Annotated in this window: 20 protein-coding genes; 15 read left to right on the top strand and 5 right to left on the bottom strand. The window is 65.5% G+C overall.

Annotated elements, in window-relative coordinates; translation table 11 throughout:
• The first annotated feature begins 30 nt into the window (after positions 1 to 30).
• Together G566_RS0109385 and G566_RS0109380 are read left to right on the top strand one after the other, a co-directional pair.
• Positions 31 to 546 carry a VOC family protein gene (locus G566_RS0109385; protein ID WP_029131492.1) on the top strand — a complete coding sequence of 172 codons (516 nt, stop codon included), beginning with the start codon at positions 31 to 33 and terminating at the stop codon, positions 544 to 546.
• Positions 543 to 1,682: an alpha/beta hydrolase gene (locus tag G566_RS0109380; protein ID WP_029131491.1), complete on the top strand. Its 1,140-nt coding sequence runs from the start codon at positions 543 to 545 to the stop codon at positions 1,680 to 1,682. Before G566_RS0109385 ends, G566_RS0109380 begins: the two co-directional genes overlap by 4 nt.
• On the opposite strand, the gene G566_RS0109375 is transcribed toward G566_RS0109380, so the two are convergent.
• Both G566_RS0109375 and G566_RS14065 read right to left on the bottom strand, forming a co-directional pair.
• Entirely contained in the window at positions 1,679 to 2,470 is a 792-nt protein-coding gene (locus tag G566_RS0109375) for a LytR/AlgR family response regulator transcription factor (protein ID WP_022680415.1), read from the bottom strand. The genes G566_RS0109380 and G566_RS0109375 overlap by 4 nt on opposite strands.
• Positions 2,471 to 2,474: 4 nt before the next feature.
• Complete coding sequence (locus tag G566_RS14065) at positions 2,475 to 3,602, bottom strand: sensor histidine kinase (protein ID WP_022680414.1); 1,128 nt, start codon at positions 3,600 to 3,602, stop codon at positions 2,475 to 2,477.
• Positions 3,603 to 3,707: 105 nt separating this feature from the next.
• On the opposite strand from G566_RS14065, the gene G566_RS0109365 reads away from it, so the two are divergent.
• From G566_RS0109365 to G566_RS0109355, 3 genes are all read left to right on the top strand, one after another.
• On the top strand, positions 3,708 to 4,328 hold the full coding sequence (locus G566_RS0109365; protein WP_022680413.1) for a DNA-3-methyladenine glycosylase family protein: 621 nt from the start codon (positions 3,708 to 3,710) through the stop codon (positions 4,326 to 4,328).
• A 12-nt stretch (positions 4,329 to 4,340) separates the two neighbouring features.
• A complete protein-coding gene (locus G566_RS0109360; protein ID WP_022680412.1) occupies positions 4,341 to 5,150 on the top strand; it encodes a TrmH family RNA methyltransferase in 810 nt (269 codons plus the stop codon).
• A 67-nt stretch (positions 5,151 to 5,217) separates the two neighbouring features.
• A complete protein-coding gene (locus G566_RS0109355; protein WP_022680411.1) occupies positions 5,218 to 6,594 on the top strand; it encodes an amidohydrolase family protein in 1,377 nt (458 codons plus the stop codon).
• Positions 6,595 to 6,597: 3 nt separating this feature from the next.
• On the opposite strand, the gene G566_RS0109350 is transcribed toward G566_RS0109355, so the two are convergent.
• Entirely contained in the window at positions 6,598 to 8,100 is a 1,503-nt protein-coding gene (locus G566_RS0109350) for an acetyl-CoA acetyltransferase (RefSeq protein ID WP_022680410.1), read from the bottom strand.
• Between the two features lie 84 nt (positions 8,101 to 8,184).
• Here G566_RS0109350 and phhA point away from each other — a divergent pair, with 84 nt between their 5' ends.
• Complete coding sequence (phhA, locus tag G566_RS0109345) at positions 8,185 to 9,033, top strand: phenylalanine 4-monooxygenase (RefSeq protein ID WP_022680409.1); 849 nt, start codon at positions 8,185 to 8,187, stop codon at positions 9,031 to 9,033.
• A 1-nt stretch (position 9,034) separates the two neighbouring features.
• On the opposite strand, the gene G566_RS0109340 is transcribed toward phhA, so the two are convergent.
• Positions 9,035 to 9,298: a GlsB/YeaQ/YmgE family stress response membrane protein gene (locus tag G566_RS0109340; RefSeq protein ID WP_022680408.1), complete on the bottom strand. Its 264-nt coding sequence runs from the start codon at positions 9,296 to 9,298 to the stop codon at positions 9,035 to 9,037.
• A 105-nt stretch (positions 9,299 to 9,403) separates the two neighbouring features.
• On the opposite strand from G566_RS0109340, the gene G566_RS0109335 reads away from it, so the two are divergent.
• The 5 genes from G566_RS0109335 (at position 9,404) to G566_RS0109315 (ending at position 15,357) form a co-directional block, all read left to right on the top strand.
• Positions 9,404 to 10,273: an alpha/beta fold hydrolase gene (locus tag G566_RS0109335; protein WP_022680407.1), complete on the top strand. Its 870-nt coding sequence runs from the start codon at positions 9,404 to 9,406 to the stop codon at positions 10,271 to 10,273.
• A gap of 117 nt (positions 10,274 to 10,390) precedes the next feature.
• Positions 10,391 to 11,809 carry an efflux transporter outer membrane subunit gene (locus tag G566_RS0109330; RefSeq protein ID WP_029131490.1) on the top strand — a complete coding sequence of 473 codons (1,419 nt, stop codon included), beginning with the start codon at positions 10,391 to 10,393 and terminating at the stop codon, positions 11,807 to 11,809.
• The gene (locus G566_RS0109325) at positions 11,809 to 12,948 is read left to right on the top strand and encodes an HlyD family efflux transporter periplasmic adaptor subunit (RefSeq protein WP_022680405.1); all 1,140 of its coding nucleotides are present in this window, start codon (positions 11,809 to 11,811) and stop codon (positions 12,946 to 12,948) included. The genes G566_RS0109330 and G566_RS0109325 overlap by 1 nt, the downstream gene beginning before the upstream one ends.
• Positions 12,945 to 14,474, top strand: coding sequence for a DHA2 family efflux MFS transporter permease subunit (locus G566_RS0109320; protein ID WP_022680404.1), 1,530 nt, complete (start codon positions 12,945 to 12,947; stop codon positions 14,472 to 14,474). Before G566_RS0109325 ends, G566_RS0109320 begins: the two co-directional genes overlap by 4 nt.
• Positions 14,475 to 14,523: 49 nt before the next feature.
• Positions 14,524 to 15,357, top strand: coding sequence for a TauD/TfdA dioxygenase family protein (locus tag G566_RS0109315; RefSeq protein WP_022680403.1), 834 nt, complete (start codon positions 14,524 to 14,526; stop codon positions 15,355 to 15,357).
• A 6-nt stretch (positions 15,358 to 15,363) separates the two neighbouring features.
• On the opposite strand, the gene G566_RS0109310 is transcribed toward G566_RS0109315, so the two are convergent.
• Entirely contained in the window at positions 15,364 to 16,212 is an 849-nt protein-coding gene (locus G566_RS0109310) for an SDR family NAD(P)-dependent oxidoreductase (RefSeq protein ID WP_022680402.1), read from the bottom strand.
• A 157-nt stretch (positions 16,213 to 16,369) separates the two neighbouring features.
• On the opposite strand from G566_RS0109310, the gene G566_RS0109305 reads away from it, so the two are divergent.
• Genes G566_RS0109305 through G566_RS14825 form a run of 4 tightly spaced genes read left to right on the top strand, consistent with a single transcriptional unit; the run spans position 16,370 to position 19,306 of the window.
• Positions 16,370 to 16,789, top strand: coding sequence for a protein tyrosine phosphatase family protein (locus G566_RS0109305; RefSeq protein WP_022680401.1), 420 nt, complete (start codon positions 16,370 to 16,372; stop codon positions 16,787 to 16,789).
• 14 nt (positions 16,790 to 16,803) lie between these two features.
• Positions 16,804 to 17,172 carry a hypothetical protein gene (locus tag G566_RS0109300; protein WP_156874480.1) on the top strand — a complete coding sequence of 123 codons (369 nt, stop codon included), beginning with the start codon at positions 16,804 to 16,806 and terminating at the stop codon, positions 17,170 to 17,172.
• The gene (locus G566_RS0109295) at positions 17,169 to 18,098 is read left to right on the top strand and encodes a sterol desaturase family protein (RefSeq protein WP_022680399.1); all 930 of its coding nucleotides are present in this window, start codon (positions 17,169 to 17,171) and stop codon (positions 18,096 to 18,098) included. Before G566_RS0109300 ends, G566_RS0109295 begins: the two co-directional genes overlap by 4 nt.
• Entirely contained in the window at positions 18,038 to 19,306 is a 1,269-nt protein-coding gene (locus tag G566_RS14825) for a nitroreductase family protein (protein ID WP_022680398.1), read from the top strand. Before G566_RS0109295 ends, G566_RS14825 begins: the two co-directional genes overlap by 61 nt.
• Positions 19,307 to 19,348: the final 42 nt, after the last annotated feature.

Below are 19,348 nucleotides of genomic sequence, written 5' to 3'. Positions count from 1 at the left end.
TGGCACTCTCCTGTTGAAGGAGGGCCTGCCATGACGACAGCATTGAAGGGCATTCACCACAGCGCCTATCGTTGCCGCGACGCCGAGGAAACGCGGGCCTTTTACGAAGATGTGCTCGGCCTGCCGCTGGAAGCGGTGGTGCAGGAGGAGAAGGAGCCCGGTTCGGGCCGGCCCAATCCGTTCGTGCACCTATTCTTCCGCATGCCCGATGGCAATTTCATCGCCTTCTTCGATGCGCCCGGCACGGTGAAGGAAGGCGATTTCAATCTGGTGCATGGCTTTGACCGCCATGTCGCGTTCGAAGCGGACGACGAGGTGAAGCTGCTCGACTGGCGCGACAAGCTGAACGCGGCCGGTGTGCCCTGTTTCGGGCCGATCGATCATGGCTTTGTGAAATCGGTGTATTTCTCCGATCCGAACGGCTTGCCGCTGGAAATCACCGCGCGGGTGCCCGCACACGATGCGATCCTAGCCGAAGATGCCAAGACCGCCCATGCCATCATCAAGGCGTGGAGCGCCCGCAAGGCCAGCGAGAAGGCGGCATGAGCTATAGCCGTATCCCGCTGCTGATCGCCTTTCGCGAGGCAGTGGGCCTGCGCGACACCTATGGCGGCATCGATGGCGTGGTGGCGTTGCAGGCGCATCATCTCAAGCCGGAGACGCGATCCGATACCATCGTGATCTTCATGCACCCGATGGGGATCATGCATTATCTGCCGCTGCCGCCGGCGCTGGCCGATGCGGGTGTGCACGTGCTCACCGCGGTGTCGCGCTATCCCAACAACGACAATGCGTTGATCATGGAGAAGGTGGCGGTCGATCTCGGCCGCTGGGTGGCGCATTGCCGCGAGGTGCTGGGGTATAAACGCGTCGTGTTGGCCGGCTGGTCGGGCGGCGGCAGCCTGGCGCTGTTCTACCAGGCCGAAGCCTGTGACCCGCAGGTTACGCACACGCCGGCCGGCGATCCATTCCCGATGGCCGAAGCCAAATTGCCGCCGGTTGATGGCATCATGCTGCTCGCAGCGCATGTTTCGCGCAGCCAGACGTTGACCGAGTGGCTGGACGCCTCGGTGGTGGACGAGAACGGCCCGGTGCGCGATCCGAAGTGGAATCTTTACAGCCCCGATTGCCCGCAACCGGCCTATTCTGCGGACTTCCTCGCCGAATATGCTGCCCGGCAGGTGGCACGGTCGAACCGCATCACGGCGTGGGCGGAAGCGACCTTGGCCGAACTGAAAGCCCGCGAAGGCCCGCATGCGGAGCGCGCCTTCATCGTGCATGGCACCATGGCGGCGCCGTGCTGGCTCGATCCGGCGGTTGACGCCAATGATCGCGCGCCCGGCCGCTGCTATTTGGGTGACCCGCGGCTGATCAACGATTCACCCGGCGGGTTGGGCCGCTTCACCACGCTCAGGTCATGGCTGTCCCAGTGGAGCCTCAAATCCAACGCCTGTTCACTGAAGGTTGGCCACCGCATCCGGCTGCCGGTGCTGGTGGTGGGCAATACGGCCGATGATGCCTGCACGCCCAGCCACACGCGGCGATTGTTCGAGTGCGTGGAGAACGCCACGTCCCGCGAACTGCACGAAGTGAAGGGCGCGACCCATTATTATGCGTTCCAGCCGGAGCATCTTCGCCAAGCAGCCGGCATCGTGACGGACTGGTTGGGCCGGGCGCTTTAGAGGAAGCGCGCCACCACGTCGCGGTAGGAGCGCGAGACTTTCACCTGCGTGCCGCTGCCCAGCACCAGGAAGCATTCGCCGTTGGTGTGCGGCTTCACGCTCTTGATGTTGTCGAGATTGACGATGGTGGAGCGGTGGATGCGCTGGAACTTCTTCGGATCGAGCCGGCGTTCCAGATCCTTCATCGTCTCGCGCAGCACCAGCGTCTGATCCGCCGTGTAGATGCACATGTAATCGCCGGCAGCATCGATGCGTTCGATATCGCCAACGTCCACCCGGAAGATCTGGCCACGATCCTTGATGTTGATCACCCGTTCAAAGCGGCCGGCCTGCGGTGCATCCGAAAGATCGTCGGGCAGGGCTTCGGGTGCGACTTCGGAAAGGATTTCCTTCAGCCGCTCGGCGCCCTGCGCGCCCTGCTTTTCCGCAAGGCGCTGGCGCACGCGCTCGATGGTGGCGGCCAGCCGGTCTTCCTCCACGGGTTTCAACAGATAATCCACCGCCTGCGCTTCAAAGGCCTTCAGTGCATGTTGGGTGAAGGCGGTGACGAACACGAACAGCGGCGGTTCGATATCGGACAGGCCGGAAACGACGGAGAAACCGTCGAAGCCCGGCATCTGGATATCAAGGAACACCAGATCGGGCTTCAGCGTGCGAATGGCGCGGATCGCCTCACGGCCGTTGGCGCAGCGTTCGATTATCTCGACATCCTCGAACGGCTGCAGCCGCAGTTCGAGGCCCTGGATCGCCAGTGGCTCGTCGTCGACGAGTATGGTGCGGATGGTCATGGCGTTACACTTGGGGGGCCAACACCGGCGTTGCAACCGCTGGCGCGACGGGTTGTGCCGGATTGTCGGTCTGGAACGGAATGTCGATCAACACGATCAGGCCGTGGGGTTCATTGTCGGCCAGTTCGAAGCGGTGATCGGCGCCATAGCTTTGCGCCAGCCGCTCGCGGATATTGCCAAGGCCCACATTGGTTCCCGATGCTTCGGCCGGCACTGCGCCCAGGCCCGGGCCTGTGTCTGCGATGGTAATTACCAGCCGATCGCCCATGCGCCGCGCGTCCACCAAGATGTCGGCGCCGTCTTCGGCCGGGGTGACGGCATATTTGATGGCATTTTCGATGATGGGTTGCAGCAGCAGGCTGGGCAGCCGCGCCTCCATCACATCGGGCGCGATATCGAAGCGGGTGCGAAGGCGGGCTTCAAACCGTGTGCGCTCGATATCCAGATACAGCTTCAGTGCTTCGGCTTCCTGCGCCACGGTCGCCAGGCCTTCGCGTTCGCCGACCAGGCTGTAACGCAGGAAGCTGGCCAGGCGGGACAGCATGGCATTGGCGCGCTCCGTCTGTTTCAGCAGCACCAGCGTCGATATGCTGTTCAGCGTGTTGAACAGGAAATGCGGATTGAGCTGGTAGCGCAGCATTTCCAGCTGGGCGCTGTTGGCCTGGGCCGCCATGTTGACCATGCGGGCCGATTGTTCGGCCAGCAGCAGATAATAGTTGATGCCATAATAAAGCGCCGTCCACGCGCCGAGCACGGCGAAATCGAGCAGGATGGCGCCGAAGAACTGCACCCCCTTGGGTTGCCAGCCGGGCTGATAGAAGGTGGCGTGCGCCCACACTTCCAGCACCGAGAACAGCCCGGAAGCGCCGATCAGCAGCATGGCGGTGAGCGTCCACGTCCAGATCGGCTTTACGGCGATCAGGCGGCGATAGGCGGCCGACAGCAGCAGCGTGATGGAAAAGCCGGTGGCCGTAACGATGATCGCCGGCACCACGAAATTGAGGCCCATGGAGTTGGCCAGGCCCGACAGGGCGCGCAACATCAGATACGCAAACCAGCCGCCGCCCTGCAGCATCCAGAAGGCGCGGTTCTTGTCGCGGAAAAAGCCTTGGCGGATATGCGGATCAACCATCGGGGCACCATAGCGACATGGGAAGAAAAGGCCAAATTGGCGGTTTCCGGACGCCACCGTCTGCCCGGCTGGCCAGCCGGGCGCGCGCCGCCTAGGCTGCAGATCATGGGACTTTCCGCCGAACAATTGCACGCCTGTCTCCACGCGCTGGCCGCCGATCATCCGCCGGTCGCCGATGCGCTGGCCAGCCATGGCGTGCCCGAGCCTCGTTTGCGGCCACGCGGTGCCGGCACCATGATGCGGGCGATCGTGGCCCAGCAGGTGAGCACCAAGGCCGCCGCCAGCATCTGGAACAAGTTGGAAGCAGCGTGCGGCGGCGACATGGACGATCTCGGCCAAGTGGCGGCAACGCCGTTCGAGGTGCTGCGTGGCGCCGGGCTTTCCGGGCAGAAGGCCAGCTATGTCCACGCGCTGGCCGAGGCGGTGGCCAGCGGGCAGATCGATTTTGGCGCGCTGCCGGACGAGGATGAGGCGGCGATTGCGCTGCTGTCGTCGATCAAGGGCATCGGGCGCTGGTCGGCCGAGATCTATCTGCTGTTCGCCGAGGGCCGGGCGGATATTTTCCCGGCCGGCGATCTGGCCTTGCAGATCCAGCTGGGCCGGATGCTGGGTGAGGACGCGCGGCCCACCGAGAAGCGCGCGCGCCTGCTGGCCGAACCGATGCGCCCGCACCGGGGGGCCCTCTCCATCCTGCTTTGGCACAATTACAATATCGTCGCATTGTGATAGGCGCCGCCAATGCAGCCGCGCATCACCGATATTTCCTCGCCGTCCAACCCGGTATTGAAGGCCCTGAAAGCCCTGTCCGACAAGCGCGGGCGGCGGGAGGCGGGGCAGTTTCTGGCCGAAGGGCTGCGGGTCTGCACCGAGGCGCTCAGCGCGGGACAGGTGCCCGAAACCCTGTTGTTCACGCCCGAAGCCGAACGCCATGCGCTGACCCAGGCGCTGATCGACGCGACATGGGATTTGCGCGGCACCATCCTGCGCACCACCCCCGATCTGATGCAGCGGCTCACCGGCAAGGATAATGCACAAGCCGTTGCCGCCGCCTATCCCATCCCCGACATCTCCCTGGACCGGATCGACCGCAGCACCGCGAAGCTGTGGCTGGTCGCCGAGAATCTGAAGGACCCCGGCAATTTCGGCACCATGTTGCGTACCTGCGATGCCACGGGTGCGGGCGGGGTGATCTTGCTCGATCAGTCGTGCGACCCGTTCAGCGTGGAGGCGGTGCGCGCCTCGATGGGGGCGCTGTTCAGCCGCCAGGTGGCGCGGGCAACCGGGCCGGAGTTTTTTGCTTGGCTGCGGCAGGGACCAGCCCATTTGGTGGGCGCGGCGCTCACCGATCAGGCGGTGGATTATCGCGCGGCGACCTATAACGCGCCCTGCTTTCTGCTGATGGGCAACGAACAGGCTGGCCTGCCGGCGGATTACACCGCGCAGTGCGACGCGGTGGTGAAACTGCCGATGCTGGGTGCCGCAGACAGTTTGAACGTCGCGGTGTGCGCCGGCGTGCTGCTGTATCATGCGCTTGATCAGCTTGGATGACAGTATGTTAGGTTGACGCTCCCGCAGGCGCGGCCCACGGCTTGCGCACAACAGGGAGTCTTCAACCATGCGTGCCATCACCCTTTTCCTTGCGGGCCTGCTGGCCAGTGCCGCTGCAACGGCCGCACCTATCACCGCATTGGTGGGTGGCCGCCTGATCGACGGTCAGGGCGGGCCACCGTTGGCCAACAGCGTGATCTTGGTTGATGGCGATCGCATCGCCGCTATTGGCACGGTCGCCACGCTGCCGGTGCCGGCGGGTGCCACCGTGGTCTCTACCGAAGGCATGGATGTGCTGCCCGGCCTGTGGGACATGCACGTCCACCTGATGATCAATGGCCACGCCGATTACACCCATTGGGACAAGGCGTATCTGAACCGCTTCGGCCCCGAAATCATGCCCGCCAGCGCCGTGCAGCTGCTGCTGGCCGGCGTCACCAGCGCCCGCGACCTCGGTGGCCCGCTGGCCGAAAGCATTGCCATCCGCGAGGATGTGAAGGCTGGCCGCAAGCCGGGCCCGCGCCTCTATGTGTCCGGGCCGTTCCTGCAGAAGAAAGCCTATCCCGGCACTGAAGCATTCCGCTGGGGCGTGGACAACGCGGAAGATGCGCGCGCCAAGGTGCGCAAGCTGAAGGCGGCCGGTGTCGACATCATCAAGCTCGTCGATCAGGACGAAGTGGGCGAAGTCACCACCCGCGCCATTGTCGAAGAAGCGCACAAGCTGGGCCTGAAAGTGGTGGGCCACAGCCATCTGCCCGAAGAAATCCGCATCGGCCTGAAAACCGGCATCGACAATTTCGAGCACACCGGCCTGGGCGCGGCGCCGAAATATCCCGATGACATCATGGTGGCGCTGGAAGCCCGCGCCGCTGAAGGCCGGGTGCGGGGCAACCCGCTTTATTGGACGCCCACCATCAGCGGCCTGTTCAACCACGGCAATCTGCTGGCCAACCCTGAGAAGCTCGACGATGCCTGCTGGGCGCGCGGGCTGAAGCCCGATACGGTCGCCGACATCAAGGCCTCGCTGAAGGATGTGTCGGCGCTGGAATACAACCAGCTCACACCGCGCCGCAAACCCACGCTGGACACCAAGTTCGCCCAGTTGCGCAAGGCTGGCGCCATCCTGCTGATCGGGACAGACAGCGGCATTCCCACCGCCTTCCACTGCCAGACAACCTGGAACGAGCTGGATGTGTGGGTGAATGGGCTGAATGTGCCGGCGATGGAAGCGATCCAGGCCGCGACCTACTGGCCGGCCAAGTTCATGGGCGTGGAAAAGGACAGCGGCACCATCGCTGCGGGCAAATATGCCGACATCATCGCCGTGCGCGGCGACGTGCTGCGCACGATCGCGCTGCTGCAGAACCCCACCCACATCATGAAGGGCGGCACGCTCTACAAGCAGGGCGGCGTGGTCAACGAGGCGGCACTGGCGCCGCGTTGAGGTTCAGGCGAACCGCCAACGCTGCAGGCCGTCGTCGGCCACGCTCACCGCGCCGGGCAGGCCGATGGGGTGGGCATCAAGGCTGAGCAGGGTGGCCAGCGCGTCCGCATCGGCAATGTCGATCTTGCCGAGGGTGCGCGCGCCGTCGGGCGTGCGGCCAACCACGCTGCCGTGGCTAGGCTGGCCGTCGCGGCCGAAGACGATGCTGTAGGTTTCCAGGTTCGCCGGCCCCACGTAGCTGCCATCATAGGCCGGCACGTCGCCGCGCGCGTCCTCGGCGACGTCCTGCACATCCTTGTTCAGCATCAGCCAGGCCGGTTCGGCCGGGCGATTGCCGATCACCAGCGCGTGATGCTTGGTGACATAGCCGCCCTGGCCATAGAGCAGCGCCTGATCGGCGGGCCGATCGCGCAGGGAGCGCACCATCGCACAGGTGGAATGCAGCATGTAGCAGTTGAGGCCGGCGCCGGCGAAGCTGAGCCCGCCCATCACCGACAGCGGTACATCTGCGCCCAATCCCAGCGTGCGCCGCGCCATTTTCGGCACGGTGGGGAAGCAGCTGTACAGTTCCACCCGGTCAAAACCATTGGGTGCAATCCGAATCGCCTGGCCCAGCACGGCATCCTGCGCGCAGCTGTGCACATATTGATCGCGCTTCAGATAATCCATGTGCTCGCCCGCCGACGCGCCGCCGTGGACGTGGATGATGCGGTCTTCGGGGATGCCGGCGGCGCGGGCGGCGGCAAGGGTGGTCATCAGCACGGCGGCGGCGGCGTTGACATTGTTGTTGGCCACCATGCGCTTGGTATAGGGCCAGCAGATCATGCGGTTGTCGTCGGACACCGTGGTGATTTCATCGGCGCTGAACGCCTTGCGGCCCCAGGCGAACGGGTTGGTGGCGGCGACCGCGCTGATCCGCTCGTACGCCGCGCCGCTTTCGGCGAGCGCTTGGCGCGGAGTCAGCCCCCAGGCGGCGACCGTGGCATTTTCATACAGCGGATAGATGTGGATCGGCTGGAAGATGCCGTGCTGCATGCCCAATGGCGTCACATGCTCCGACGGGATGATCGGATTTTCCGGCGTTTTCGATGGCGGCGTCCACGGCAGGGTGATGCCGGCGGCCTTGGCCTTGGCCACGGCGTTCTGGGCCTCGCCGCCGGTGATCACCGCGACCACGCTGTTGCCGTTCATGATGCGCAGCGCGGCTTCGTGGATCTTGGTCGTCGGCGTCTCGCCGCCGACCACTGCATAGACGGCGCGCGGTGGGACAATGCCCAAGCGCTCGGCCAGCCGGGCCGCAACCCGGTCATAGCGCCATGAAATCAGGTTGATCACATCCAGGCTGTCGATGCGATCAAGGAAGCCGCCGCCGGCATCGGCATCGGCCGCGCGCACGGCCGCTTCCATCAGCGCCAGCGGTTCCAGAGCTTGGCCCGGATCGGCGGGCCGGTCCAGAACCTCGCCTACGCCGATGATCACCGGTGTGCGTTCGGCTGGCAGTGACATGGCGTGTTTCTCCCCGTGTGGCCCTCACTGATACAGGCGCGGGCCTTGGTCGCAAAGCGGCGACACCCCTGCTACAATCGCGGGGTGATAAACGTTGCGCCTTCCCCTGACTGGACCGTTCCTCAAGATTGGGAACATTTCACCGCCGTTGATCACGGCGTGTGGGATCATCTGTTCGATCGGCAGACGCGGTTGCTGCCCGGGCGGGTGGCGCCGGCGTTTCTCGATGGATTGAAGCGGCTCGACCTGACGCGGCCCGGCGTGCCGGATTTTGCCCGGTTGAACGATGAACTGATGGCGCTGACCGGCTGGCAGGTGGTGGCGGTGCCGGGCCTGGTGCCCGATGCGGTTTTTTTCGATCATCTTGCCAACCGGCGCTTTCCGGCGGGCAATTTCATCCGCAAGCCTGACCAGCTGGATTATCTGCAGGAACCGGACGTGTTTCACGACGTGTTCGGCCATGTGCCGTTGCTGGCCCACCCGGCGTTCGCGGATTACATGCAGGCCTATGGCCGCGGCGGCCTGCGGGCGCTCGAATACAACGCCATCAACCGGCTCTCGCGGCTCTATTGGTACACGGTGGAATTCGGCCTGATCCGCTCAGATGAGGGCCTGGCGATCTATGGCGCCGGCATTGTTTCCAGCCATGGCGAAACGTTGTTCGCGCTGGACAGCGCCAGCCCCAACCGCATCGGGTGGACCCTCGAACGGGTGCTGAAGACGCCCTACATCATCGACGATTTCCAGCAGAACTACTTCGTCATCGACAGTTTCGACCAGCTGCTGAAGGTGACGCTGGAAACGGATTTTGGCCCGCTTTACCAGCGGCTGGCCGGCGACCGGGACATCCCCATCGCCGCCATCCTGCCCCAAGATAGGGTGTTCACCCGCGGTGACCAGAGCCACGTCGCAGGTGCCCGCCAGCCCGTCTGATTCAGCGCAAACTGCCGCGCCGCACCAGATTGACGATGCCGAGCAGCACGACGGCGCCGACAACCGCCACCAAGAGGCCGGTGAGGGAGAAATTCTGCACCGATCCGGCAATGCCGAACTGGTTGAGGAGCAAATTCCCCAGCACCGAACCGACGCAACCGACGACGATGTTGAGGAACAGCCCCATGCTGTTGTCGCGGTTCATCACCATGCTGGCCAGCCAGCCAGCGATGCCGCCCACGATCAATGCCACGATCCAACCCATGATATGTCTCCCTTGGATAGCCACCGGCCATCACGCTGATTTCTGGAATTGGTTCTAACGCCCCAAATGCTGGCCTGTTCCCTGCCATCATGGCAAAGGGCAGAAATGATCGATTTGGGCCCCACCTCGCACAGCTTCATCTCGCAGCGACTGCGCCTGCATTATTGTGACTGGGGCAATCCTTCCGCCCCGCCGCTTTTGCTTCTGCACGGCGGGCGCGACCATGCCCGCAGCTGGGATTGGGTGGCGCGCGAGCTGAAGGATGAGTGGCACATCATCGCGCCGGATTGGCGCGGCCATGGTGACAGCGCCTGGGCCCCCGATGGTGACTATATCACCCACGATTATGTCTATGATCTGGCGCAGTTGATCCATCAGCTGAAGCTGGCGCCAGTCACCATCGTGGCCCATTCGATGGGCGGCAATATCGCGCTGCGGTACACCGGGCTTTATCCGGACAATGTGAAGAAGCTGGTTGCCATCGAAGGCCTTGGCCCGTCCCCGAAGATGCTGGCCGAGCGGTTGAAGACCGATTTTGCCGAGCGGGAGCGCCAGTGGATCGACGCCAAGCGCGCCGCCGCCGCCCGAAGCCCCAAGCGTTATGCCACGCTGGAAGAGGCGTTCGCGCGCATGCACCAGGAAAACAGCTTCCTGAGTGAGGAACAGGCCCGCCACCTCACCATCCACGGCACTCACCGCAACGAGGACGGCAGCTACAGCTGGAAATTCGACAATTACCTGCACCTGCCGTGGCTGCACGACATGCCGGGCGAGATGGTGGCAGAGCTGTGGCGCCGTATTACCTGCCCGACCCTGCTGATGTATGGCGAGAAAAGCTGGGCATCGAACCCGGTCGACGATGGCCGCATCGAACATTTCGCCACCGCGCGGGTGGTGACGTTTGAAAATGCTGGCCACTGGCTCCACCACGACCAGTTTGATCGGTTCGTGGCGGAGCTGCGGGCGTTCCTGTAATCCGTCGCAGCTACCGGTGCGACAAGCCGTGCGCCCGATCATGACGAGTGTGAGGTTGACGGGCAATTGAGCAAGGCTCAAAGCTGCTACGGTCTTCTCTCGTCCGGATTTTCTCACGTGCGCCGCTCGCTCTCCACCCTGTTCATGGCTGCGGCGCTTGCCGCCTGCGCCGTGCCGCCCAAGCTTGGGCCGGCGCCGCTGCCGCGTGCGCCGGCGACTGCGGCCAGCACGATCACCCTGGCCGCGAAAGGCGAATTTGATTGGCCGGCGGCGGACTGGTGGCAGGCCTGGGGAGACAGCCAACTGAACGCGCTGGTGGCCGAGGCGCTGGCCGGCAATCCCGACATGGCGGCCGCCGAAGCCCGGGTTGTCGCCGCCGATGCCGCCGCGCGCCAAAGCCGGGCGTCGCTGCTGCCGTCGTTGACGGGCAATGCCAGCCTGGGTGGGCAGCAACTCTCGCGCAATCTTGGCATCCCGGCGCAATTCGTGCCGCCGGGTGTGCTCGAATCGGGCCTGATCAACCTGCAGGCGGGCTGGAATCTCGATCTGTGGGGCCAGGGCCGCGCGCAGTTGCGCGCCGCCCGGCGCGAGGCCGACGCGGTGGCGGTGGAACGCACGCAGACACGGCTGTTTCTGGCGGCCAGCGTGGCGGCGGCTTATGCCGATTTCGGCGCCGCGCTGGATCGCCTGGCCGTGACCCGTGATGCCGTCTCCATCCGCCGGCAGACGCTGGAGCTGACCGCCAATCGCGTCACCGCGGGCCTGGACAATGATGGCGCCCGCGCCCAGGCCGCGACCCGGTTGGCGCTGGCGCAAAGCGATCTGGTCGCGGCCGCCGCCCAGGTGACGGCGGCGCGGCGCCGGCTGGCGTTGCTGCTGGGTGCCGGGCCGGATCGCGGGCTGAGCCTCACGCCGCCCAACATCAAGCCGCTGCCGCCCGGCCTGCCCGAAGGGGTTTCCATCGCTCTGGTGGCGCGCCGGCCCGATATCGTTGCTGCCCGCTTGCGCGCCGAAGCAACCGGCGCGCGTGAAATGGCGGCTGGCCGTGCCTTCCTGCCCAATCTGACGTTGAATGCCACCATCGGCCAGCAAAGCCTGGGTTTTGGCAAGCTACTGGAAGGCAACAGCCTTTATGGCCAGTTCGGCCCGGCATTGAGCCTGCCAATCCTTGATGGCGGCCGCCGCGCCGCCGAATCCCGCAGCGCCCGCGCAGCGCGGATGGCGGCGGTGGCGGTGCATGATGCGACACTGCTGCGCGCGCTGAATGAAGTGGCCGATGCCGCCGGCGCGGTGACCGCGCTGGACCTGCAGCGTGAGGCGCTCACGCAGGGGCTGGCCGAAGCGACGCGGGCGCGGAACGTGGCGACGCTGCGTTACGATGCCGGGCTGTCGAACCAGTTGCTGGTGCTCACTGCCGATGATGCCGTGGTCACCGCCCGGCGCACGCTGGCTGATGTGAGCGCCTTTCGCCTTGCCGCCGATGTCGCGCTGGTGCGCGCACTGGGCGGCGGCTTTCGGGAACAGGAGGGCCAGTGATGGCTGACATGGCAACCACGGAACTCGCTGCCGAAACGGGCAAGGAAACTGGCAATCCGAAACGCGCGCGGGCCCTGCGGGTGCTGGGCGGGGTGGTGGTGATCGCCGCGCTGCTTGCCGGGTTGTATTGGGCGATCTTTTCCCGCGGCCGGGTGGAGACCGACAACGCCTATGTGGGCGGCGACACCGCACTGGTGACGCCACAACTGGCCGGCACCGTGACCGAAGTGAAGGTGGGCGGCACCCAGGCCGTGAACGCCGGCGATGTCTTGGTGGTGCTGGACGATGCCGATGCGCGCATTGCCGTGGCGCAGGCCGAAGCGGCGCTGGCGCAGGCGCGGCAGCGTTATGGCCAGGCCGGCGCCATGGCCGATGCGGCGTCCGCGCGGGCCGCCGGGCGCACGGCCGAGATTGCCTCGGCCCGCAGTCGCCTGATCGAAGTCGAGGCTCTGCTGGCGCGGGTGAAAGGCGAATTTGATCGGCGGCAGACGCTGGCCGGCAGCGGCGCGGTGTCGAACGAGGAACTGGGCGCGGCGCGGGCTGCGCTGGCCGCTGCCATGGCCACCCGCGATGCCGCGCGCACGGCGGTCGCTGCGGCGCAGGACACGGCGCGTTCCGCGGCCGGCGATGCTGCTGCTGCCGCCGCAATGGTGCGTGGCACGACACTGTCCACCGCGCCCGACATCCGCGCTGCCGAGGCCGCGCTGGCCAAGGCGAAGCTCGATCTGGATCGCACCGTGATCAAGGCGCCGGTCGCTGGCATTGTCACCAACCGCAACGTGCAGATCGGCCAGCGCGTTGCCGCCGGGGCGCCGTTGATGACTCTGGTGCCCACGGTCGGCCTGTTCGTGGATGCCAATTTCAAGGAAAGCCAGCTCAAGACCATCCGCCTTGGCCAATCGGTCGAGCTGGAATCCGATCTTTATGGCGGCAGCGTCACCTATCACGGCAAGGTGGTCGGCATGGCCGGCGGCACCGGTGCGGCCTTTGCGCTGATCCCGGCGCAGAACGCCACCGGCAACTGGGTGAAGGTGGTGCAGCGCCTGCCGGTGCGCATCGCGCTGGATGCGGCCGAAGTGAAGGCGCATCCGTTGCGGGTTGGCCTGTCGATGACCGCGGTGATCGACACGCGCCAATGACGGCCGCCGCCGCCCCGGAGCCGCTGACCGGCGCGCGCCTGTGGTTGACGGCGTTGGCGCTGGCGCTGGCCAATTTCGTGGTGGTGCTGGATATCACCATCGCCAATGTCTCCATCCCGGCCATCGCCGGCAGCCTGGCAGTGGCACCATCGCAAGGCACTTGGGTGGTGACAAGTTATTCGGTGGCCGAAGCCATTTCGGTGCCGCTGGCTGGCTGGCTTGCGCTGCGCTTTGGCGTGGTGCGCTGGTTCAGCATCTCGCTGTTCGGCTTTGGCCTGTTCTCGCTGCTGTGCGGCCTGTCGCAAAACCTGGAGTCGCTGGTGCTGTTCCGCATCGCGCAGGGCTTTGCCGGCGGGCCGATCATGCCGTTGAGCCAGGCGATCCTGCAGCAGATCTTTCCCAAGGAAAAGCAGGGCGCCGCGATCGGCCTGTGGGCGGCGACCACCATGGCCGCGCCCATATTGGGACCGATCCTGGGCGGGTTGATTTCCGACAATGTCAGCTGGCACTGGATCTTCTTCATCAACCTGCCGGTGGTGGCGATCTGCCTGTTCGTGGTGTTCCAGCGCCTGCGCGTGTTTGAAACGCCGCTGCAGCGCCAGCCGATCGACATCATTGGTTTCGTGTTGCTGGTGATTGGCGTTGGCGCTTTCCAGATCATGCTGGACACCGGCCGGGAGCAGGACTGGTTTGCCTCGCGCGAGATCATCGGGCTCGCCATCGTATCGGCGATTGCCATTGCGGTGTTCGTGATCTGGGAACTCACCGATGATCATCCGATCGTCGATCTCAAGATCTTCCGTCACCGGGGCTTTGCGGCCGCGACCTCGGTGATCAGCATCGGTTTTGGCAGTTTCTTTGCCGTGGTGGTGCTCACCCCGCTGTGGCTGCAATCGGTGTTTGGCTACTCGGCGACGCAGGCTGGTTACACGGTAGCGTGGATCGGGGTGTTTTCGGTTCTGGTGGCACCCGTGGCCGGCTTGCTGTTGACCCGCGTTGATCCGCGCATCACGGTCACCTGCGGGGTGATCTGGCTGGGCGTGATGGCGGCGTGGCGCACCAGCTGGTCAACCGACAGCAGCTATCTCGATCTGGTGTTGCCGCACCTGCTCACTGGCCTGGGCATGCCGTTCTTCTTCATCGGCCTCACCAGCCTGGCCATGGCCAGCGTGAAGCCGGAAGAAAGCGTGTCGGCCGCCGGCATCCAGAATTTCTGCCGCGTGTTGTGCGGGGCGATCGGCACCGCCATCGCCACCAGCCAGTGGGACACGGATTCGCGCCAGGTGCGCGCAGCCATGGCCGACGGCATGAACGGGGTTGATGCCGCCATGGCCAAACTGCAGGGCGCCGGCCTTTCCATGGAGCAGGCGCGCGCCAGTATCGATCGGCTGCTGGAGGTGCAAGCGGCGACGCTGGCCAATCTGCATATCTATGCCAGCACGGCGTTGCTGTTCTTCTTTGCCGCCGCACTGGTGTGGCTGATCCCGAAGGTGAAGATCACCGGGGCAATTGGCGGCGGCCATTGACCGAACCGCCCTTGCCCTGCCAGCATCACGGGCAAAAGACGGGGAGAGGATGATGCAGATCGAGCCGACGGGACAAGCCTGCGGGGCCGTGGTGACGGGGGTTGATCTTGCCGGCCCGCTGGCAGCTGAAACGGTGGCCGCCATCCGCGCGGCGTGGTTACAGCATCATGTGCTGGCCTTCCCCGATCAGCGTCTGAGCGACGATGATCTGGAGCGGTTCACCCTGGCCATGGGCGGCTTCGGCGAAGACCCGTTCATTGCCCCCATCGCCGGCCGCCAGCACATCATTGCTGTCGCGCGGGCCGCCGATGAAACCGCGCCGATCTTTGCCGAGACCTGGCACACGGATTGGAGCTTTCAGGCGCGCCCGCCGGCCGGCACCTGCCTTTATGGCATCGCCATTCCGCCGATGGGCGGCGACACGCTGTTTGCCAACCAGCATCTGGCGCTGGACGCGATGCCGACCGCGATCCGGGCGCGCATCGAAGGGCTGACCGCCATTCATTCGGCGCAGAAAGCCTATGCCCCCGAAGGCTTCTATGGTGCGGGCGATAAAGGCCGCAGCATGGACATCCGCCCTTCGGAAACGGCCCGCGCCACCCAGCGCCATCCCTTCATCCGCCATCACCCCGAAACCGGCCGCGAAGGCCTGTTCGGCTGCCTGGGCTATGTCATCGGTTTTGAAGGCATGGCCGACGAAGAGGCGCTGCCGCTGCTGGTCGAACTGTATCACTGGCAAGGGCAGGAACGCTTCCAGTATCGCCACCGCTGGCAGCCGAACATGCTGGTGATGTGGGATAACAGATCGGTGCTGCACGCCGCCACCGGTGGATATCAGGGCCACGCACGGTTGCTGCACCGCACGACCATCGCCGCTGCCTGAACAGGGTCAGTGGCGCGGCTTTCGTCCCCTGATCTTGTCGAACCCCGCCTTGATCGCGGCAAAGCGCAGGTCCACCCCGGCTTCGAAATTGTTGTCGGTGAAGATATAGGGCCAGTCGCCCTCGATGCCTTCCACCACCAGTTCGCCAACATAGAGCGGATCGATGCCGTTCTGGATGGCCTGGGTGGCCATCACCGCAAATTCGTTCGGCAGTGCGGTGGGATCAGGCAGGGCGATCTGGCCCACAAGGCGCTCGGGAATGGCGCGCGCGCTTTCCATGATGCGGGTGCGGATGAAGCCGGGGCAGAGCACCGACACGCCGATGCCTTTCGTCGCCAGCGTTGGCCGCAGCCCTTCCGAAAGCGCGACCACGCCATATTTGGTGACATTGTAGCCCGGCGCCACGGCGGCCACGAGCCCAGCCATCGAGGCGGTGGAGACGATCTGGCCGCCTTCGCCGTGCTTTTCCATCAGTGGGCCGAAGATCTCGATGCCCCACACCACGCTCATCAGGTTGACGCCAATCACCCAGTCCCAGCTGGCATCGCTCCATTCACCATAAGTGCCGCCGCCGCCCACGCCGGCGTTGTTGACCAGGATATGCACCTTGCCGAACCGTTCGATGGTGGCATCGGCGGCGCGTTGCAGTTCGGCCTTCAACGACACGTCCGCGCGCACGCCGGCCACATCGGCATTGGTCGCCGCCAGCCGCGCCACTTCGCGATCGAGCGCGTCCTGTTCGATATCGGCCATCATCACCTTCACCCCGGCCTGTGCCAGTGCTTCGGCGATACCCAGCCCGATGCCCGATGCCGCGCCCGTGACGAAGGCGACCTTGCCCACCAGATCCTGCATGTTGCGTGCTCCTTGTTGGCCAGCAGAATAGGCGGCCGCCGGCTGCAGCCAACTGTCACAAGCAAGGGCGCTGCCGTGATGCATGATCACAGCTTATGATCATAACCTGCACCATCCCCTATTGAGCCCCAGCGCCTCTGGGCCTAACCTCATGCGTATGTTCACCCGCATCACTCAGGCTGTGTCCGTCGCTCCGCAGATCGCGCCCGAAGATGTGGCGCTTGCCGCTGCGCAGGGGTTCCGCACCATCGTCAACAACCGGCCAGATGGCGAGAGCCTGGATCAGCCGCCGGGCGCGGACATCGAGGCGGCGGCGCACGCGGCGGGGCTGGCGTTTGTCGCCATTCCCATCGATCACACCGGCTTCAATCTCGATCAGGTCGAAGCGATGGTGAGCGCCTTGAACCATGGGCCGGTGCTGGCCTTCTGCCGTTCCGGCACGCGCAGTTGCAATCTGTGGGCGCTGGCGGCGGCAAAACAGGGCGGCGATCCGACCGAAATCATCGCGGCGGCGGGCGAAGGCGGCTACAATGTTGCCGGGCTGCTGCCCATGCTGAAGCAATTGGCGCCGCGCTGATGGACCGCTTGGGCATGCTGGCATTCTCCGTCATTGGTGTGGTGGCCTTGGTCGTGTTGGCGCGACTGTTTGGTTTTGCGCGCCGGCCACAGATTGACGATCCAGCGCTGGCAGTGCGGCTGGTGGCCGAGGCGCTGCCGGGCTTTCGCGCCGCAGAAGCCGCTGTGAGCCGCGATGGCAGCGGCGCGCTGGTGGCGGCGCACGATGGTCGCGTTGCGCTGGTGCGACCGTTGGGCGATCGTTTCGTGGTGCGGCCCTTGGAAGCCCCCATCGTCGCCCGTGCCGGCGGCCTGCTGCGCGTGCGCCCCGATGAAGCGATGTTCCCCGAAACCATGCTTGATCTGGGCGAAGCGGTGGCGATGCGCTGGGCGGGTCGGCTGTGAACTGGCAGTCCATCCTCAGCGCCGATCCGGTGGCCATCGCCATCCCCGTGTTCGTGATCAGCATCATCATCGAACTGGTGGCGGTCCGCATGGGCTGGCGCGGCGATTATGATTGGCGCGACACCGGCACCAGCCTGGCCATGGGCCTGGGCAACACCATCAGCGGCGCGCTGCTGGCCGGCAGCGTCACCGGCCTGGCGCTGTGGCTGTGGCAGCACCGGATGTTCGATATCCCGGTGGCGTGGTGGAGCTTTGCGCTGTGCTTCTTGATCGATGATCTGGCCTATTACTGGATCCACCGCGCCGGCCACCGCATCCGTTGGGCCTGGGCGGCACATGTGATCCACCACTCATCGCAGCATTATAACCTGTCCACGGCGCTGCGGCAGACGTGGACCGGGCTGTTCGGCCTCACCTTCATCATCAAGCTGCCCTTGTTTTTCATCGGCTTACCGATCGAGCTGGTGGCCTTCTGCGGTGGGCTCAACCTGATCTATCAGTTCTGGATCCACACCGAGGTGATCGGGAAGATGCCGCGCTGGTTCGAAGCGGTGATGAACACGCCGTCGCACCACCGCGTCCACCACGGCACCAATCCGCGCTATCTCGATCGCAATTATGCCGGCGTGTTCATCATCTGGGACAAGCTGTTCGGCACGTTCGAAGCGGAGCGCGCCGATGAACCGCCGCGCTATGGCATCATCCGCAACCTGGGCACCTTCAATCCCTTGTGGGTCGCGGTCCACGAATGGGTGGGCATTTTCCGCGATGTCGCCCGCGCCCGCAGCCTGAAAACTGCCTTTGTGGCCGCCTTCGGCCCGCCGGGCGCGCTGTCGGGTGAAACCGCCGATGCCTTGCGGGCACAGTGGCAGGCCGAAACCGCACCGCCAGCATCGCTGCCACCTTCGGCCGTTCCGGCCGAATGATCGCCCGCCGCCGCTTGCTGATCGGCGCCGGCGGCCTCGCTGTCGCCGGGTTGGCCGGCCGCGCGTGGCAGCAGGGCTTGCTGGGCGGCGACAATCCGGCGCTGGCGGCGTGGGATGATTGGGCCAGCCAGCGCCAGGCCGGCCCGTTGAAGCTGGTGGGTGCCGGCGTGCTGGCGTCCAGTCCGCACAATACTCAGCCGTGGACGTTCGCCATCGGCCGCTTCGGCGTCGATATCTTCGAGGTGCCTGGCCGGAATCTTGGCACGATGGATCCGTTTGGCCGCGAGCGGCTGGCCGGGCTGGGCGGGGCAATCCACAACATGGCGCTGGCCAGCACAGCGCTGGGCCGGGCAGCAAAGGTGAAGCTGCTGCCCGATCCCCAGAATCCGGCCCATGTTGCCCGTGTTATCCTCGGTCCCGATGGCAGCGGGCCTGCCGCGCACCCGCTGCTGCCGTTCATCGCGCGGCGCCACACCCACCGCGGCGCCTGGCGCGGCGGGCCGGTGAGCGAGGCAAAGCTGGCGGCCGTGCTGGCTTTTCCGGCCTTTGCCGGCGTGAAGGTCGCGTTGTTCGCGGCGTCGAGCCCGCTGGGCAAGCGTTTTGCTGCCCTCACTGACGAGGCCACGGTCGCCATCACCGGCGATGCTGCCATGATGGCCGACAGCCACCGCTGGTTCCGCCACGAACGCCGCGACGCCGAACGGTTGATGGATGGGCTGACGTTGGCCACCTCTGGCGTCTCCCCCTGGCTGGCCACCGCCGGGGCCATGCTGCCCGCACAATCGGCAGCGGATGAAGGCAAATATTGGCTGGCCTCCACCCGCGATGTGCATCTGCCCACCGCTTCGCTGTTCGGCCTGATCCTCACGCCTGGGCCGCATGATCGCCGTTCCGCCCTGCTCGTCGGCAGCGCCTGGCAGAGGCTGCATTTGAATGCCACTTCTGCCGGTCTGGTCGCCCAGCCGCTGAACCAGTTGCCCGAGATGATCGACCGTGAAGCCCAATTGCACGCCCCGCCGCGCTTCGCCCGCGCTGCCGATGCCCTGCTCGATGATCCGGCCTGGCGGCCGAGTTTTGCGTTCCGGCTGGGGCTGGCCGATGCCCCGGCCGGCGCTGCGCTGCGCCGCCCGGTCAGTGCCGTGATTGGCCCACCGGCGCGCATGGCGTGGGAAGTGGAGCAGTGGAAGGAAGCGGGCGGAGCGTACTGAGAAGAAAAAGTGGCCTCCGGAGGGCAGGGCCTGAGGCCACTT

This window comes from Sandarakinorhabdus limnophila DSM 17366, from assembly GCF_000420765.1.
Lineage (GTDB): Bacteria > Pseudomonadota > Alphaproteobacteria > Sphingomonadales > Sphingomonadaceae > Sandarakinorhabdus > Sandarakinorhabdus limnophila.
Note: the sequence above shows the minus strand (reverse complement) of the source record. Positions and strands in the feature narration are given on the sequence as shown.

Bases quoted from the DNA above. Each gene is read 5' to 3' on its own strand.
- G566_RS0109385 (WP_029131492.1), top strand. From the start codon at position 31: ATGACGACAGCATTGAAGGGCATTCACCACAGCGCCTATCGTTGCCGC.
- G566_RS0109380 (WP_029131491.1), top strand. From the start codon at position 543: ATGAGCTATAGCCGTATCCCGCTGCTGATCGCCTTTCGCGAGGCAGTG.
- G566_RS0109375 (WP_022680415.1), bottom strand. From the start codon at position 2,470: ATGACCATCCGCACCATACTCGTCGACGACGAGCCACTGGCGATCCAG.
- G566_RS14065 (WP_022680414.1), bottom strand. From the start codon at position 3,602: ATGGTTGATCCGCATATCCGCCAAGGCTTTTTCCGCGACAAGAACCGC.
- G566_RS0109365 (WP_022680413.1), top strand. From the start codon at position 3,708: ATGGGACTTTCCGCCGAACAATTGCACGCCTGTCTCCACGCGCTGGCC.
- G566_RS0109360 (WP_022680412.1), top strand. From the start codon at position 4,341: ATGCAGCCGCGCATCACCGATATTTCCTCGCCGTCCAACCCGGTATTG.
- G566_RS0109355 (WP_022680411.1), top strand. From the start codon at position 5,218: ATGCGTGCCATCACCCTTTTCCTTGCGGGCCTGCTGGCCAGTGCCGCT.
- G566_RS0109350 (WP_022680410.1), bottom strand. From the start codon at position 8,100: ATGTCACTGCCAGCCGAACGCACACCGGTGATCATCGGCGTAGGCGAG.
- G566_RS0109340 (WP_022680408.1), bottom strand. From the start codon at position 9,298: ATGGGTTGGATCGTGGCATTGATCGTGGGCGGCATCGCTGGCTGGCTG.
- G566_RS0109335 (WP_022680407.1), top strand. From the start codon at position 9,404: ATGATCGATTTGGGCCCCACCTCGCACAGCTTCATCTCGCAGCGACTG.
- G566_RS0109325 (WP_022680405.1), top strand. From the start codon at position 11,809: ATGGCTGACATGGCAACCACGGAACTCGCTGCCGAAACGGGCAAGGAA.
- G566_RS0109320 (WP_022680404.1), top strand. From the start codon at position 12,945: ATGACGGCCGCCGCCGCCCCGGAGCCGCTGACCGGCGCGCGCCTGTGG.
- G566_RS0109315 (WP_022680403.1), top strand. From the start codon at position 14,524: ATGATGCAGATCGAGCCGACGGGACAAGCCTGCGGGGCCGTGGTGACG.
- G566_RS0109310 (WP_022680402.1), bottom strand. From the start codon at position 16,212: ATGCAGGATCTGGTGGGCAAGGTCGCCTTCGTCACGGGCGCGGCATCG.
- G566_RS0109305 (WP_022680401.1), top strand. From the start codon at position 16,370: ATGTTCACCCGCATCACTCAGGCTGTGTCCGTCGCTCCGCAGATCGCG.
- G566_RS0109300 (WP_156874480.1), top strand. From the start codon at position 16,804: ATGCTGGCATTCTCCGTCATTGGTGTGGTGGCCTTGGTCGTGTTGGCG.